Origin of the sequence: Acidiphilium rubrum (genome assembly GCF_900156265.1) — a bacterium.
Lineage (GTDB): Bacteria > Pseudomonadota > Alphaproteobacteria > Acetobacterales > Acetobacteraceae > Acidiphilium > Acidiphilium rubrum.
The window spans coordinates 125,970-139,260 of record NZ_FTNE01000003.1; the positions used below are offsets into that span (position 1 = coordinate 125,970).

The window sequence follows — 13,291 nt, forward strand, 5'->3', positions numbered from 1 at the left end:
TCATGACACCGCTATCACTGACAGGACTCGATCGATGACCAATCTCACCCTCGCCACCGCCGAAACCATCCTCGCCGCCGCCCGCGCCAAAGGGCGCGCGCTCAACCTCGCACCCCTGACCGTGGTGGTGCTAGACGCCGGCGGCCACATGGTCGCGCTCGCGCGGGAGGATCGCTCGGGCATCGGCCGGGTCGAAATCGCAACCGGCAAGGCCTGGGGCGGCCTCGCCATCGGTGCCGGCTCGCGCGTGCTGTTCGACCGCTGGAACGCCGGCGGCGCCGGCTTCGTCACCGCCCTCGCCGCCGCCACCCAAGGCCGCATGGTGCCGGTGCCGGGCGGCGTGCTGGTGATCGATCCCGCCGGCGATATCATCGGCGCGGTCGGCATTTCGGGCGATACGTCCGATAACGACGAGGCCTGCGCGATTGCCGGGATCGAGGCGGCTGGGTTGACGGCTAAGGCGGGGTGAGGACGGGAAGCGCTTCTTTTTTGTAAAAAAGAAGCAAAAAACTTTTTTTAATCTGGGGTATCGGCGGTTTCGTCGGTATGAACAGATCTGATGAAAGTTTGTTGCTTCTCCTTTATAAAAAATGCTTACGTCTGAAACCCGGAGCCGGCCATGCTCGATCACGTCACGATCGGTGTCACCGATATCGAATCATCGAAACGGTTCTACGATCACGCGCTCCGTCCGCTCAGCATCGAACGCCTGCACACTGATCCAGAGTTCGCGGGCTACGGCGCCAACGAGATCGCCGTGTTCTGGATCGGCCTCCGCGATCGACTGCAATCCGGCACCCACATCGCGTTCGCAGCGGCGAACCGCGCCATGGTCAATGAATTCTACCGGTCGGCCCTCACCGCTGGCGGGCGCGATAACGGCGGCCCGGGTTTGCGACCCCACTACCACGACCATTATTACGGTGCGTTCGTGCTTGACCCCGACGGGCACAACATCGAAGCCGTCTGCCATGTTGAGCAGGGCTGACACCCGCTTGCCCTGACCGTCCACGGTGGATCTGCCGATTTGATCTTGTCCCACCGAGCAGAACCCACATCATTGCCTCGCCCGTAAAACAACCCGATATTTGATAGCGCAGTCCGATCAGGAGCATCGATGACCAAGCCAACAAGAGTCCGCGTTCTTCTGCTATCACCCGCCAAACGGATATTACTGATCAAATATCGCAACACCGGGCCAACCGGCATCCCGCAACCCTGCTGGACAACCGCAGGAGGTGGCCGAAAAAGCGGCGAAACCATCGAGCAAACAGCACTCCGGGAAATTGCCGAAGAAACTTGCATGACCGACATTCGGCTCGGCCCCGTGGTTTGGTACGGCGAAGATCGCCACCGTAGCGGCGCCTGGAAAACGCTGTTCCAAGAGCACTTCATCGTCGCCTTCGCTGCCCACGAAAAAATCGATCAAGCCCGATGGACCGAACACGAGCGCGAGCAGATTATCGAGACCCGCTGGTGGACGCTGGATGACCTTAGGACATCCAGCGAGGCGATCTATCCGTTCAACCTCGCAGATCGACTTGAGCCGATTCTCCGCGGCGAGTACCCGAGCGAGATCATCAAGTTACCGCGGATCTGATCACACTGCTGAAGTCACTAGCTGAGCGCAGTAAGCCGCCCGAATCCTGACCGGCCCATGACCTATCTGCAGCTCCGCGACATCGGAATACCGGGCGCAAAAATGAATACACAAAATTAGCCAGTTGAATTCATTGGGATTTCCTGATTTAGTCGATCACGTCGAGTGGGTCTCGCATCAGCATGATGGCTGTTCGATTCATCTTGAAAGATTCGAGATGACGAAACTATGATGCCTCAGAAAAATGTGAACGATCCTATTGGCACGGAAAACCTGTCCCAGCCCGGAGTACGGCATGGGAGACTCTAGATGAGATATGGCCTCCCAGCGACGACAGAAAATGGTGGTTTATGAGCCGACGGGCAACAGAAATCCATGAACCCAAGATGCCTTTGGCACTGAACCGGCTCCTTCTCTATGCCCGCGATGTCGAGGGAACCGTCGCTTTCTACGAAAAGCACTTTGGTTTTCAGGTGCTACGTTTGCCAGATGATCGAATCGTCGAGTTGGTGGCACCGAGCGGTGGTGCGAATATAATGGTCCATGCCGCTGCAAAGGGCGTGAGAACCGGGCAGGTCGCCGTGAAACCGGTATTCGACGTCGAAGATGTTTCGGGGTTTTGCGAGAGGAGTGCCGGCAATGGGCTCATATTCAGCGCCGAGCATCCGGCCGACGGTTATTCCTACGCGAACGCTAAAGATCCGTGCGGCAACAACATCCAGGTGTCGAGCCGCGCATTTCGTAAAGCAGATTAGGAATGTCGCCGCAAAGAACGATTGCTGGCTACCGCTTGGTAGTTACTGGATCTAATTCTCTGGACATGCAGCAATCTGATAATTAACCATAATTCGCTTCGCCAACGTATTGAGCTAGCTCTTCCGGCTCGCTCTGGAAAACTCTTGAATAGGTTGCGAGCGGCCGGGGAGAATTTTGCGCAGCTAGACCTATCGGCAGTACCGCCAGCCCAAACTAAAAGAGTTTTTTGCTTCTTTTTTACAAAAAAGAAGCGATTGCTGACTCTGCTGATCAAACGCCACCACTCAGTGCGTTGTAGCCTCATGGTCGAGCGGTACCGAAATCCATGACGTACCGTCCGGCCCATCGACCAGCAGGGCAACCGCATGTTTGCGGGCCAATTTGTCGTTCAGCGCTTTGGGCGAGGTGACGAAATCGGGCCCGACCGCTTCGATCAGCGTATCCGCCTGTAATCCGGCATGGGCGGCGGCGCCGTTTTTGTCGACCGAGACGACAATCACGCCCTGGGCACCGGGGTGGGTCATCACGCCGATGCCGAGGGCGCTGATCATATCGGGTTTCGGCGCTGTGGTGGCGGGTGCGGGTTTCGGTTTGGCACCTGGTGCGGCCGGTTTCGGCGGTACGGCGATGGTGATGGTCGCGTCGTGCACATCGCCATCGTGCCGGTAGCGCAATTGCGCGGTCTGGCCGACCGGAATTTCGGCGAGAGCGACCTTGAAGGCGTGCACCGTATCGATCGGGTTGCCATTGACGCGGGTGATCACGTCGGCCGGCGCTAATTTGCCGGCCGAGGGGCCGTGCGCGACGACGCCGCCGACCACGACGCCATCGGTCGTTTTCAGATGCCAGGCGTGCTGCATGTCGGCCGAGAGATGTTCAACCCGCAATCCGGCCCAGCCGCGCGTCATCGAGCCATGGGCGATCAGCGCGAGGGCGACCGGCTTGACCATGCTGGAGGGGATGGCGAACCCGATGCCGACCGATCCGCCCGAGGGTGAATAGATTGCCGAATCGACGCCGACGACGTGCCCCGCGGCATCGAGCATCGGGCCGCCGGAATTGCCGCGGTTGATCGCGGCATCGGTCTGGATAAAATTATCGAACGGGCCGGAGCCGATATCGCGGTGCAGCGCGCTGACCACGCCGGCCGAGACCGAAAACCCGAGGCCGAACGGGTTGCCGATCGCAACCACCCAGTCACCCAGTTCGAGCTTGCCGCTGTCGCCGAACGTCAGATACGGATCGGGCTTGCCGGTGTCGATTTTCAACACCGCGAGATCGGCCTTTTTATCGGCGCCGACCAGCTTGGCGGTGAAAATCCGCCCGTCATGCAGCGTCACCTTGATTTCGCTGGCACCGGCGATGACGTGATGATTGGTGACGATATAGCCATCCGGGCTGATGAAAAACCCGGTGCCGAGCGCCTGTTCGGCGCGCGGCGGCACGATCAGGCTGTGGCTGTCGGCTTTGTCGGTCGCGGTCTTGTGAAATCCGCCATCACCCGGCTTGCTCGCCGCACCGCTGCCGGGCTTGGCTTTCATCGGGTCGATGCTTTCGACATCGACCACCGCCGGCAACGCCGCCCGCGCGAGTTTCGCGATCGCCGGTGGCGCCGGTGCGGCATGGGCAGGTGCTGCGATGGCGAGGCCAAGGGCGGCGAGTGTCAGAACGGGCAGGGTTTTGCACAATGTCATGTCATGAGAGTGAGGTGATATTGCCGATCCGGCAAGAGATGATTTTCCGAACCTGATCGGGCGTTACACCACCCTCCCGCAGGTCGCGCAGTGTGGCGGCACGATCGCGCTTGGCCAGGCGCCGGCCGGCGGCATCGGTCAGCAGCGCGTGATGGGCGTAGCCCGGCGTTGGCCAGCCGAACAGGCGTTGCAGCACCACCTGAATGGGCGTGGCGTCCCGCAGATCCGCGCCGCGCGTGACCAGAGTTACGCCCTGCAACGCATCGTCATGCGTGACGCATAAATGATAGCTGCACGGCGCATCCTTGCGGGCGAGCACGATATCGCCGCACGCCGCCGCATCGCCGCTGATCCAGCCCTCGCCCGCCTCGTGATAGCGCACGGGGCCGGTTTGGCGGATGGCGGCATCGGTGCGCAGGCGCAGCGCATAGGCATCGCCGCGCGCCATGCGGTCGGCGGCAAATGCGGGATCGAGGTGGCGGCAGGTACCGGGATAGACCGCGCCCGCCCCATGTGGCGCCCCGAGCGCGGCGGCGATTTCGGCGCGCGAGCAGAAACACGGATACAGCAGGCCCATCGCCGCGAGTTGATCGAGCGCGGCGCGATAGGCGGCGACATGCGCGGACTGGATGCGCGGTGCGCCATCCCAGACGAGGCCGAGCCAGGCGAGATCCGCGAGGATCGCCTCGGTATAGCAAGCCCGGCACCGCGCGGTATCGATATCCTCGATTCGCAGCAGAAACCGCCCGCCGGCCGCCCGCGCATGCTCGAACCCGATCAAGCCCGCAGCGGCGTGACCGAGGTGCAGATACCCGGTCGGGCTGGGGGCGAAGCGCGTGGTGATGGACATCGGACGGTAGGATGATACCCTCAGCGGCAAATTCAAAGAGGGATCAGCATGGACGTACTGGATGGACCGCGTTGGGGACAGGCCGCGGGTGCCGCGAAGCAACTCATCGTGCTGTGCCACGGCGTCGGTGCCGACGGCAATGATTTGATCGATCTGGCACCCTATTGGGCGAAAGCCGCGCCGGAGGCGGCGTTCATATCGCCGCACGCGCCCGAACCCTTCGCGATGGCGCCGCATGGGCGGCAATGGTGGGATATCGCCGATCGTGATCCGGCGCGCATGGCGGTGGGCGTGCGACGGGCACGGGTGGCGCTCGATGGGTTAATCGACGCGGAATTGGCCCGGCTGGGTTTGCCGCCCGATGCGTATGCGCTGATGGGCTTCAGCCAGGGGGCGATGACCGTGCTGTTCACCGGCCTGCGCCGCGCCGTGCCGCCGCGCGCGATTCTCGCGTTTTCCGGTGCGCTGATCGACCCGGACTCGCTCGCGCGCGAACTCACCGGCCGCCCGCCGGTTCTGCTGGTTCATGGCATCGAGGATCAGGTGGTGCCGGTCTCGCGCTCGCGCGACGCCGAGGCGGTGCTGCGCACAAACGGTGTGCCGGTGCAGGCGCTGTATGTGCCGAAACTGGCGCACGGCATCGAGGATTCCGGCCTCTCGGCCGGCGCGCTGGCGCTGCAGAAAGGCTTCGCGACCGTTGTTTAAGTTTGATGACAAGGGTTTCGTCCAACCGGCTTCGGCTTGCGGGCTTGGCCGGTCTTTGTCATAAAGCGCGCATGAATTCGGCCTGCCACGACATCTGGCGATTCGATTTCCGAAACGCCCTCAAGCGTTGGTCTCCGTTCTGGGACCTGTTCAGTCCGGCCGCGGTCCGGTGCGGTGCGCCTGATGCCTGACGGCGGGCAGAATTTCCCCGCTCTCGTGCTGAACGCGGATTTCCGTCCGCTCTCCTATTTTCCATTATCGCTCTGGGCCTGGCAGGACGCCGTGAAAGCGGTGTTTCTCGACCGTGTGTCCGTCCTGTCGGAATACGAGCACGAGGTGCATTCCGTCTCGTTGTCGATGAAGCTGCCTTCGGTGATCGCGCTGAAGGATTTCGTGCCCTCGATGCGCCAGCCGGCGTTCACCCGGTTCAACGTATTTCTGCGCGACGGTTTCACCTGCCAGTATTGCCACGATCGGCTGCCCGCGCCGGATCTGACGTTCGACCACGTGATCCCCCGCGCGCGCGGCGGCCGCACGACCTGGGAAAACGTGGTCACCGCCTGCGGTGCGTGCAATCTGCGCAAGGGCTCGAAACTGCCGCGCGAGTGCAAGATGTTCCCGTATGAAACGCCGCGCCGGCCGAACAGCTGGGAATTGCAGGATCGCGGCCGGGCGTTTCCGCCGAATTTCCTGCACGAAAGCTGGCGCGACTTCCTGTATTGGGACAGCGAGTTGGAAACATGAGCGATCTGATCCTCTATACCAACCCGATGTCGCGCGGCCGCATCGCGCGCTGGATGCTCGAGGAGATCGGCCAGCCCTACCGGGTCGAACTGCTCGACTTCAAAGGTGCGATGAAAGCGTCGCACTACCTCGCGATCAACCCGATGGGCAAAGTCCCCGCGGTGCAGCACGGCGATACGATCGTCACCGAAACCGCGGCAATCTGCGCCTACCTCGCGGATGCGTTTCCCGAGGCCGAATTGGCACCGCCGCTCCGCGATCAGCGGCGCGGCCCTTATTTCCGCTGGATGTTTTTCGCGGCCGGCCCTTATGAGGCGGCGGTGACCAACAAGGCATTCGGCTTCGAAGTGCCGGCGGGACGCGAAATATCGACCGGCTACGGCAGTTATACTGCGGTGATGGACGCGCTGGAGCAGGCGGTCGGGCAGGGTGACTTCATTCTGGGCGATCAGTTTTCGGCCGCCGATGTCTATGTCGGCTCGCAGATCGCCTTCGGCCTGATGTTCGGCACGATCGAAAAACGCCCCGCGTTCGAGGCCTATGCCCAGCGTCTGGCAGCACGGCCCGCCGCCCAGCGCGCCGCCGCACTGGACGATGCCCTGATCGCCGCCGCCGGCGATAAATAGCGGCCGGCCCGGTTTCACCTGATCGTCATATCGGCTATCTCCGGTTCATTGGAGAGCCGCCATGAACAAACCGATCCCGAATTCCCTGCGCAACCTGCCCGACGAACGTGGCCGCTTCGGCGCGTTCGGCGGAAGGTTCGTCGCCGAGACGTTGATGCCGCTGATCCTGGAACTTGAGGCCGCCTACGAAGCGGCCAAAGCAGATCCGGCGTTTCAGACCGAATTCGACTATTACATGAAGCATTACGTCGGCCGGCCGAGCCCGCTGTGGTTCGCCGAACGGCTGACCCGCAAACTCGGCGGTGCCAAAATCTATTTCAAGCGCGACGAGTTGAACCACACCGGCGCGCACAAGATCAATAATTGCATCGGCCAGATTCTGCTCGCCAAGCGCATGGGCAAGACGCGGATCATCGCGGAAACCGGCGCCGGCCAGCACGGAGTCGCGACCGCGACCGTCGCCGCATTGTTCGGCCTGCCCTGCGTGATCTACATGGGCGCCGTCGATGTCGAGCGCCAGCAGCCCAACGTGTTCCGCATGAGGCTGCTCGGCGCCGAGGTGGTGCCCGTCACCTCCGGTGCCGCCACGCTGAAGGATGCGATGAACGATGCGATGCGCGACTGGGTCGCGAACGTGCGCGACACGTTCTACATCATCGGCACCGCCGCCGGCCCGCACCCCTACCCCGCCATGGTGCGCGATTTCCAATCGGTGATCGGCACCGAGGCGCGCGCCCAGATGATCGAGGCCGAAGGCCGCCTGCCGGATGTCGCGATCGCCGCGATCGGCGGTGGTTCCAACGCGATCGGCCTGTTCCACCCGATGCTCGATGACGAGGTGAAACTGATCGGCGTCGAAGCCGCCGGGCGCGGCCTCGATTCCGGCGAGCACGCCGCCTCGCTCTCGCGCGGCCGGCCCGGCGTGCTGCACGGCAACCGCACCTATCTGTTGCAGGATGCGGATGGCCAGATCCTCGAAGCCCATTCGATCTCGGCCGGGCTCGACTACCCTGGCATCGGGCCGGAGCATTCGCATCTGCACGACATCGGCCGGGTGGAATACGTCGCCGTCACCGATGACGAGGCGCTGGAAGCGTTCCAGCTCTGCTGCGCGACGGAGGGCATCATCCCCGCGCTGGAACCGGCCCATGCGCTCGCGCATGTCGCGAAAATCGCGCCCGCGATGGAGCCCTCGCAGATCATCCTGATGAATCTGTGCGGGCGGGGCGACAAGGATATTTTCACGGTCGCGAAACATCTCGGAGCAAAACTGTGAGCCGGATCGCCGCCACGTTCGCACGGCTGAAATCCGAAGATCGCGCCGCCCTGATCACCTTCGTCGAAGCGTTCGACCCCGATCGCGCGACTTCGGCCGCCCTGCTCGCCGGCATGGCCGCGCGCGGTGCGGACATCATCGAAATCGGCATGCCCTTCACCGACCCGATGGCCGATGGCCCGACCATCCAGCAGGCCGGCCGCCGCGCCTTGGCCGGCGGCGCCACCGTTGCCGGCACCCTCGGCCTGGTGCGCGACTTTCGCGCCGGCAACGACACCGTGCCGCTGGTGCTGATGGGCTACCTCAACCCGATCCTGTCCTACGGCGTCGCCCGCTTCACCGCCGATGCCGCGGCCGCCGGCGTCGATGGGTTGATCGTGGTCGATCTGCCGACCGAGGAGACCGATCTGATGCTGGCGGACGTGCGGGCGAACGGGCTCGACCTGATCCGCCTGGTCGCCCCCACCACCTCGGATGCACGCCTGCCGGTAGTGCTGAAAGACTCCTCGGGCTTTGTGTATTACGTGTCGATCACCGGCATCACCGGCACCCGCACCGCCTCCGCCGCCGACCTCGCGCGCGACATCCCGCGCCTGCGTGCGGCCACCAGCCTGCCCATCGCGGTCGGCTTCGGCGTGCGCACCCCCGAACAGGCCGCGATCGTGGCCCGCCACGCGGATGGCGCGGTGGTCGCCTCCGCCCTGATCGACCGCATGGCCGCCGGGCTCGACGATCAGGGCAAAGCTTCCGCCGCGCTGATCGCCACCGTACTCGACGATGTCACCGCCCTGGCCGCAGCGATGCGCCGCGAGCGGGTAACCGTTTTGGCGTGACGCCGCTACCGCTCAGCCGGTAACGGCGCCCACCCCGATATCCCGCCGGCAGAATCCGTCCGGAAACGCGATCGCATCCACCGCCCGATAGGCACGCCCAACCGCCTCGTCCACACCGCCACCGGTCGCGGTCACTGCAAGCACGCGGCCGCCCGCGCTGGTCAGACCGTCAGCGCCGAGCGCGGTGCCGGCATGGAACACCACCGTATCCGGCAACGCCACCGCCTCACCCAGATCGATCGCGCTGCCCTTTGCGTACGCGCCCGGATAGCCCTTTGCCGCCATGATCACGGTCGCTGCCGCCGCATCGCGCCAGACCGGCGTCATCGCCGCATCGAGCGTGCCATGCGCGCCGGCGGTCAGCAGCGGCAACAAATCGCTTGCCATCAGCGGCATCAGCGCCTCGCATTCCGGGTCGCCGAACCGGGCGTTGAACTCGATCAGCCGGGGCCCGGTCGCGGTCAGCATCAGCCCGGCGAACAGAAACCCACGGAATGGGGTGCCGCGCGCCGCCATGGTGGCGAGGGTCGGGCGGATAATGCCGGCCATGACGGTCTCGATCAGCGCGTCCGTCGCCGCCGGGTGCGGCGCAATCGCGCCCATGCCGCCGGTGTTCGGACCGGTATCGTTGTCGAAGGCGCGCTTGTGGTCCATCGCGGTGCCGCAGAACAACGCCGTCTCGCCATCGCACAGCGCGAACAACGACATTTCGCTGCCGGTCATGCACTCCTCGATCACGATGCTCGAACCCGACGCACCATGCACCCCATCTTCCAGCATCGCCGCAATCGCGGCTTCCGCCTCGGCATCGCTCGCCGCCACCACCACACCCTTGCCGCCGGCCAGTCCATCCGCCTTGATCACGATCGGCGCCGGATGGTCGGCCAGATAGGCGCGCGCTGCTGCCGCATCCGTGAAACTCGCCCAGGCGGCGGTCGGAATCGCCGCCTCATCGCATAATTCCTTGGTGAACTGCTTCGATGCCTCAAGCTGCGCCGCCGCCTGGCTCGGCCCGAAACAGGCGATGCCGGAGTCGGTCAGCGCATCCGCAATCCCCAGCGCCAGCGGCAGTTCCGGCCCCGGGATCACCAGATCGATCGCGTTCGAGGCCGCGAACCCGACCAGCCCGGCAATGTCATCCACCGCGATCGGCACGTTTTCGCCATGCTGCGCGGTACCCGGATTGCCGGGGGCGATGAACAGCCGGGTCAGCAACGGGCTTTGCGCGAGCTTCCAGGCCAGCGCATGCTCACGCCCGCCATTGCCGATAATCAGAACCCGCATCCTGTGCCCTCCTGCTTGCCATGCGAGCGGGCGCTTAGCATAGTCCCGCCCCATGAGCGAAACCCTGCCCCCACCAACCGGCAATCTGCCGGAACTCACCGTGTCCGAAATCGCCGGTGCGGTGAAACGCACCTTGGAAACCGCGTTCGGGCGGGTGCGGGTGCGCGGCGAAATCACCGAAATGAAGCTCTACGCCTCGGGCCACACCTATATGGCGCTGAAGGACGAGGGCGCGAAAATCCGCGCGATCATCTGGAAGGGCAACGCGTCGCGAATCGGCATGAAGCCGGAGAACGGCATCGAGGTGATCGCAACCGGGCGGATCACGTCGTATCCGGAGCGGTCGGAATATCAGTTGATCATCGAGCGGCTGGATTATGCCGGCGAAGGCGCCCTGCTCGCGCGGATCGAGGCGCTGCGCCTGCGCCTGCTCGGCGAAGGCCTGTTCGATGCCGCGCGCAAGCGGGCCTTGCCGATGCTGCCGCGCGTGATCGGCGTGGTCAGTTCGCCACAGGGTGCCGTCATCCAGGACATCAAGACCACCATCGCCCGCCGCTTCCCCAGCCACATCGTGCTCTGGCCGGTCGCGGTGCAGGGCGAAGGGGCCGCAGCACAGATCGCCGCCGCCATCGCAGGCTTCGGCGCCCTGCCGCCCGATGGCACCATCCCCCGGCCCGACGTGCTGATCATCGCGCGCGGCGGCGGCTCGCTCGAAGACCTGATGGCCTTCAACGACGAGGCGGTGGTCCGCGCGGCGGCAATGAGCCCGATCCCGCTGATTTCGGCAGTCGGGCATGAAACCGACACCACGCTGATCGATTTCGTCTCTGATCGCCGGGCGCCCACTCCGACGGCGGCGGCCGAGTTGGCGGTGCCGGACCGGATCGCGCTGGCGGCCGATCTGGCGCAGTCGGGTGCGCGGCTGGCTGGGGCGTTGCTGCGAATCGCACAGACCGTGCGGTTGCGGCTCGATCGGGCGGCTTCCGGCTTGCCCGACCTGCCCGCGTTGGTGGGTGCGGCGCGGCAACGGCTGGACGACCGGGGTGAGCGGCTGGTTCTGGCGCTGCCGGCGCTGCTCATCGTGCGGCGCGCGGCGCTCGATCGGCTGGCGGGGCGGTTGCTGCATCCGCGCGAATTGATCGCGGCCAAGCGCCATCAGGTGGCGCTGCTGGCGCAACGCCTGGCGGTGCCAACGGCCGCCCGGCTGCGCGAAAGTCGGTTGCGGCTCGACGCGGCGGCGGCGCGGCTGGAGAGCGTGTCCTATAACGCCGTGCTCGCGCGGGGATTCGCACTCGCGATCAACCCGAAGGGTGAGCCGGTCACCTCGGCCAAGGCGGCGGCGGCGTCACGCAGGCTGACGATCCGCTTTCACGATGGCGATGCCGGTGTGCAGACCAACGCGCGCGGCGCCGGTGCGGTGCAGCCCACCTTGGATCTCTGATCAGGCGCCGTTGTTGACCGGCAGGATCGGGCCCGCGAACACGATGGGCGTGTCCGGTTGGCCGGTCGGCGAACCGCCCGGCGGTTCGACCGTGACGGCCATCAGGATATTCGGCTTGCGCAGATCGGCTGGGATCTGGTGGGCCGGCAGCACGCTGGGCCTGGCCGAAACGAAGCCGATCGCCACCGGTTTTTCACCGCCCGCGACCGCCCACAACTGCCACACCTTGCCCGCCGGCGGCTTGATGTCGCCGACCGGGGCGATGTTCATGCCACCATCGCTGCGCAACGCGACGGTGAACACCGGACCGGCCTTGCTCGCGAGCACGGCGACCAGGCCTGGGGCTTGGGTCGGTTGCGGGCGGAGCACGGCGATCGCGATGGCGGCGGCGACGGCGATACCGCCGATGCCGCGCCAGACGGCGACGTTATCCCAGAAGCTTTCCCGCCAGGTCGGCCGACGACGCAGGGATGTCGGTGATTGCACGGGGCTGGCACTGTCGCGCGGTGCCAGGATGCGCTGGATTTCGAGCCACACCGATTCGGAGGGTTCGACCGGCGGCACCGCGAGCGAGAGTGGCAACAGCCTGACTTCCCACGCCGAAACTTCCATGGCAAGCACCGGGTCGACCGCGAGATCGGCCTCAAACTCACGACGCTCCTGACCACGCAGCAAGCCAAGCACATACAGACCCGCGCGATCCGGGATGGGGGCGATCAGGTCACTCATCGTTCAAGACATTTCTTCAACGCATCAAGCGATCGAACGATCCAGCTTTTGATGGTGCCCAGGGGCGTTTTCGTGAGATCAGCGATTTCGCTGTGCGAATAACCTTCGACGTAAGACAGCATGACGGACCGGCGCCAGTTCTCGGGCAGTTCGTTGATGCAGCTCGAAAGAGCGCGGCTGTCTTCGATATCGACCGGCAGTTCCGCGGCGACGTCCGGAAGCTCATCGGTCCCGGTGTGGCGCTTTTCGTTTTCCAGCCGATCGAGCGCGCGGTAGCGCAGAATACCGATCATCCAGGCCTTGGGCGAGCCGCGTTGGGTATCGAACCGGTCGGCATTGCGCCAGATCTGCAAAAACGCGTCCTGCAGTGTTTCCTCGGCGTGCGGGCGGTTGCGCAACAGCCGGAGCGCGACACCGAGCATGGTTGGCGCCATCGCGTCATAAAGAGCGCGCAATGCGAGCGGGTCCCGCTCGGCACACCGGCGAAGCAGGGCCGCAAGGCCGTCTTCCGCCGTCATACCAGCTGTACTGTCGCTCAAATGAATGAAACCTGTGCCATCGAACATCTTGTAGGTGACTACGGCAGGTCAGGCAATCCGGATGCATCACGAACCGAAATCTGCGTCTATTTAATTACCTTGGTCAAAATTGTCTCATTTTATGATCTTGTGTGAGCTGATCTATCAATGCGCCACGATCTTCCTCACGTGCAATCGAACACGATTTCGCGGCGCGCATTCGAAGTAATGCCTC

Annotated in this window: 16 protein-coding genes; 11 read left to right on the top strand and 5 right to left on the bottom strand. The window is 64.4% G+C overall.

Annotated elements, in window-relative coordinates:
- The first annotated feature begins 34 nt into the window (after nucleotides 1–34).
- From BW994_RS03495 to BW994_RS03510, 4 genes are all read left to right on the top strand, one after another.
- Nucleotides 35–469, top strand: coding sequence for a GlcG/HbpS family heme-binding protein (locus tag BW994_RS03495; RefSeq protein WP_029310845.1), 435 nt, complete (start codon nucleotides 35–37; stop codon nucleotides 467–469).
- A gap of 150 nt (nucleotides 470–619) precedes the next feature.
- Entirely contained in the window at nucleotides 620–988 is a 369-nt protein-coding gene (locus BW994_RS03500) for a VOC family protein (protein WP_029310846.1), read from the top strand.
- 129 nt (nucleotides 989–1,117) lie between these two features.
- Nucleotides 1,118–1,600: an NUDIX hydrolase gene (locus tag BW994_RS03505; RefSeq protein ID WP_076454364.1), complete on the top strand. Its 483-nt coding sequence runs from the start codon at nucleotides 1,118–1,120 to the stop codon at nucleotides 1,598–1,600.
- 350 nt (nucleotides 1,601–1,950) lie between these two features.
- On the top strand, nucleotides 1,951–2,355 hold the full coding sequence (locus tag BW994_RS03510; protein WP_217696429.1) for a VOC family protein: 405 nt from the start codon (nucleotides 1,951–1,953) through the stop codon (nucleotides 2,353–2,355).
- A 285-nt stretch (nucleotides 2,356–2,640) separates the two neighbouring features.
- Here BW994_RS03510 and BW994_RS03515 read toward each other — a convergent pair whose 3' ends face one another.
- Together BW994_RS03515 and gluQRS are read right to left on the bottom strand one after the other, a co-directional pair.
- Complete coding sequence (locus BW994_RS03515) at nucleotides 2,641–4,050, bottom strand: trypsin-like peptidase domain-containing protein (RefSeq protein ID WP_051657169.1); 1,410 nt, start codon at nucleotides 4,048–4,050, stop codon at nucleotides 2,641–2,643.
- Between the two features lies 1 nt (nucleotide 4,051).
- The gene (gene gluQRS, locus BW994_RS03520; protein WP_029310850.1) at nucleotides 4,052–4,900 is read right to left on the bottom strand and encodes a tRNA glutamyl-Q(34) synthetase GluQRS; all 849 of its coding nucleotides are present in this window, start codon (nucleotides 4,898–4,900) and stop codon (nucleotides 4,052–4,054) included.
- A 48-nt stretch (nucleotides 4,901–4,948) separates the two neighbouring features.
- On the opposite strand from gluQRS, the gene BW994_RS03525 reads away from it, so the two are divergent.
- The 5 genes from BW994_RS03525 (at nucleotide 4,949) to trpA (ending at nucleotide 9,084) form a co-directional block, all read left to right on the top strand.
- On the top strand, nucleotides 4,949–5,605 hold the full coding sequence (locus tag BW994_RS03525; protein WP_029310851.1) for an alpha/beta hydrolase: 657 nt from the start codon (nucleotides 4,949–4,951) through the stop codon (nucleotides 5,603–5,605).
- A gap of 183 nt (nucleotides 5,606–5,788) precedes the next feature.
- A complete protein-coding gene (locus BW994_RS03530) occupies nucleotides 5,789–6,349 on the top strand; it encodes an HNH endonuclease (RefSeq protein ID WP_029310852.1) in 561 nt (186 codons plus the stop codon).
- Entirely contained in the window at nucleotides 6,346–6,975 is a 630-nt protein-coding gene (locus tag BW994_RS03535) for a glutathione S-transferase family protein (protein ID WP_029310853.1), read from the top strand. Before BW994_RS03530 ends, BW994_RS03535 begins: the two co-directional genes overlap by 4 nt.
- 61 nt (nucleotides 6,976–7,036) lie before the next feature.
- Nucleotides 7,037–8,251 carry a tryptophan synthase subunit beta gene (trpB, locus tag BW994_RS03540; RefSeq protein ID WP_029310854.1) on the top strand — a complete coding sequence of 405 codons (1,215 nt, stop codon included), beginning with the start codon at nucleotides 7,037–7,039 and terminating at the stop codon, nucleotides 8,249–8,251.
- On the top strand, nucleotides 8,248–9,084 hold the full coding sequence (gene trpA / locus BW994_RS03545) for a tryptophan synthase subunit alpha (protein ID WP_029310855.1): 837 nt from the start codon (nucleotides 8,248–8,250) through the stop codon (nucleotides 9,082–9,084). Before trpB ends, trpA begins: the two co-directional genes overlap by 4 nt.
- A gap of 12 nt (nucleotides 9,085–9,096) precedes the next feature.
- Here the strand turns inward: trpA and purD are convergent, their stop codons facing one another.
- The gene (gene purD / locus BW994_RS03550) at nucleotides 9,097–10,368 is read right to left on the bottom strand and encodes a phosphoribosylamine--glycine ligase (protein WP_029310856.1); all 1,272 of its coding nucleotides are present in this window, start codon (nucleotides 10,366–10,368) and stop codon (nucleotides 9,097–9,099) included.
- Nucleotides 10,369–10,420: 52 nt separating this feature from the next.
- Here purD and xseA point away from each other — a divergent pair, with 52 nt between their 5' ends.
- A complete protein-coding gene (xseA, locus tag BW994_RS03555; RefSeq protein ID WP_029310857.1) occupies nucleotides 10,421–11,809 on the top strand; it encodes an exodeoxyribonuclease VII large subunit in 1,389 nt (462 codons plus the stop codon).
- On the opposite strand, the gene BW994_RS03560 is transcribed toward xseA, so the two are convergent.
- Together BW994_RS03560 and BW994_RS03565 are read right to left on the bottom strand one after the other, a co-directional pair.
- Entirely contained in the window at nucleotides 11,810–12,538 is a 729-nt protein-coding gene (locus BW994_RS03560) for an anti-sigma factor (RefSeq protein ID WP_029310858.1), read from the bottom strand.
- A complete protein-coding gene (locus tag BW994_RS03565; protein WP_342743243.1) occupies nucleotides 12,535–12,972 on the bottom strand; it encodes a sigma-70 family RNA polymerase sigma factor in 438 nt (145 codons plus the stop codon). The genes BW994_RS03560 and BW994_RS03565 overlap by 4 nt, the downstream gene beginning before the upstream one ends.
- Here BW994_RS03565 and BW994_RS20100 point away from each other — a divergent pair.
- Nucleotides 12,853–13,212 carry a hypothetical protein gene (locus BW994_RS20100; protein ID WP_245801506.1) on the top strand — a complete coding sequence of 120 codons (360 nt, stop codon included), beginning with the start codon at nucleotides 12,853–12,855 and terminating at the stop codon, nucleotides 13,210–13,212. The genes BW994_RS03565 and BW994_RS20100 overlap by 120 nt on opposite strands.
- Nucleotides 13,213–13,291: the final 79 nt, after the last annotated feature.